Source organism: Corallococcus terminator (assembly GCF_003611635.1).
GTDB lineage: Bacteria > Myxococcota > Myxococcia > Myxococcales > Myxococcaceae > Corallococcus > Corallococcus terminator.
This window is the reverse complement of record NZ_RAVZ01000699.1, coordinates 1-1195: the sequence shown is the minus strand read 5'-3', so window position 1 is coordinate 1195 and position 1195 is coordinate 1. Positions and strand designations below refer to the sequence as shown.

General features: G+C 70.2%; 2 protein-coding genes. Both read left to right on the top strand.

Annotated features, from left to right (window positions below; genetic code table 11):
• The first annotated feature begins 148 nt into the window (after positions 1 to 148).
• A complete protein-coding gene (locus tag D7V88_RS41615; protein ID WP_120545972.1) occupies positions 149 to 805 on the top strand; it encodes an LON peptidase substrate-binding domain-containing protein in 657 nt (218 codons plus the stop codon).
• A gap of 94 nt (positions 806 to 899) precedes the next feature.
• Positions 900 to 1195: nitrilase-related carbon-nitrogen hydrolase (locus tag D7V88_RS41610; RefSeq protein WP_341870762.1), on the top strand; the 296-nt coding region annotated here is incomplete at its 3' end.

The following is a 1195-nucleotide window of genomic DNA, read 5'->3' as shown; positions in this document are numbered from 1 at the left end:
GGACAGGAGGGTCGATGGAGGACATGCGGCGGCGCACCCTAGCGGAACCCGGGGCCCTTGCCATCGCCGTCCCGTCCAGGATGCCTGCCTGATTGGAATGCGAGGGGTGCCCCACGGGCTTAGAACCAGGAGAAGGGTGCCCCCAACCATGACCGCTCAAGAACGCGTGGAACGCGCCGCCAGTGCGCTAAAGGTCTTTCCGTTGCCGTCGGCGGTCCTGTTTCCCCACACCGTCATCCCCCTGCACATCTTCGAACCCCGCTACCGGGACATGGTCCGCGACGCGCTCGCCACCGACCGCGTCCTGGCGCTGGGCCAGTTGGAGGCCGGGTGGGAGGGCTCCTACGAGGGCCGGCCCACCCTGCAACCCATGCTTTGCGCGGGGGTCATCGTCTGGGACGAACAGGTGGAGGACGGGCGCTACAACATCCTCCTGCAGGGCGTCAGCCGGGTGCGTCTGGTGGAGGAGCTGCCCGCGGACAAGCTCTACCGTCAGGTGCGCGCCCAGGCGCTGCCGGACCTGCCCTACTCGGGGCCGGAAGAGGAGCAGTTGCGCCAGGCCGTCTTTGAGCTGGCCGGCCGGGTGCCGCCCTCGTTCGCGGAGAACCTGCTGCCGGTGGCCGCGCGCGCGGGCGGCGGAATGCTGGCGGACGTGGTCGCCTCCGCGGTGGTGCCAGACCCCGAGCGGCGGCAGGAGCTGCTGGGGGAACAGGACGTCCGGCGCCGGCTGGAACGGGTGCTGGAGGACCTGAGCGACCTGTTGGGCCAGTTGCAGCCGGTGCGCCCCAGCGGGCCCATGAACTAGGGGCTGGAAGAGGGCTTGCCCTGGCCACCCCTCCCGCGCATTGCTGGGCCCACAGGGGGCCTTCAGGGAGGGCTTCCAGGGAGAGCGACGCACCATGCGGCTCGTGAAGATTGGCATCGCCAGCGTCAACACCACCGTGGGCGCCTTCCAGCAGAACACCGACCGGGTGCTGGAGATGGCGCGGAAGATGGCGGCCGAGGACGTCACGCTGGGCGTCTTCCCCGAACAGGTCATCGCCGGCTACCCCGCGGAGGACCTGGTCCAGTGGCAGGGCTTCATCGACCACCAGTGGCCGGAGCTGGAGCGCTTCGCGAAGCAGACCGCGGCGCACGCCACGGTCTACATCGTGGGCGTGGCGGTGGCGCACCAGGGCGTGCGCCTCAACTGCGC

What these genes read in the sequence shown, in the direction of transcription:
- D7V88_RS41615 (WP_120545972.1), top strand. Translation starts at nt 149, where the DNA reads ATGACCGCTCAAGAACGCGTGGAACGCGCCGCCAGTGCGCTAAAGGTC.